This window comes from Xenorhabdus santafensis, assembly GCF_033949405.1.
In the GTDB taxonomy this organism is placed as follows: domain Bacteria; phylum Pseudomonadota; class Gammaproteobacteria; order Enterobacterales; family Enterobacteriaceae; genus Xenorhabdus; species Xenorhabdus santafensis.
In genome coordinates this window covers 1-442 of the sequence record NZ_VCDN01000396.1, presented here as the reverse complement: position 1 = coordinate 442, position 442 = coordinate 1, and the positions used below count along the sequence as shown (strand labels likewise).

At 34.6% G+C, this 442-nt stretch carries 1 protein-coding gene; it reads right to left on the bottom strand.

Features of this window, described 5'->3' with window-relative positions; genetic code table 11:
* Positions 1-144 precede the first annotated feature (144 nt).
* Positions 145-442 (bottom strand): RNA-guided endonuclease TnpB family protein (locus FE392_RS22880; protein ID WP_319931977.1); only part of this gene is annotated, 298 nt, incomplete at its 5' end.

Sequence of the window (442 nt, the reverse complement as noted above, 5' to 3'; positions counted from 1 at the left end):
AAGTTATTGTTGATTGCTATAATCCTATTATTAATTTTAAAAACTAAATAAACTATCTAATAACTTTTCTTGAACTACCCCCACTTTCACTTCGTTTAGAAGAGGGGGATTCCTAAGTAAAGAGTTCTATCGAACTCTAATTGATTAGGCTAACCCCGCAGTCCTTGCGGTTAGAAGCCTTATCGCTTCATTCTTTAGATTGATACTTGCGTTAATATCCCTATCATGGTGTGTACGACAAGAAGGACAGTCCCATTCACGTAGGTTTAGATTTTTAACGTCTTTATTTTGATATCCACAACAAGAACATAATTGGCTGGAAGCAAATGTTTTCGATACGACAATGACTTGTTTGCCATACCATTTTGCTTTGTATTCTAACATGGATCGAAATTGCGACCAATATACCTCACTAATTGCTTTTGCTAACTTATAATTCTTT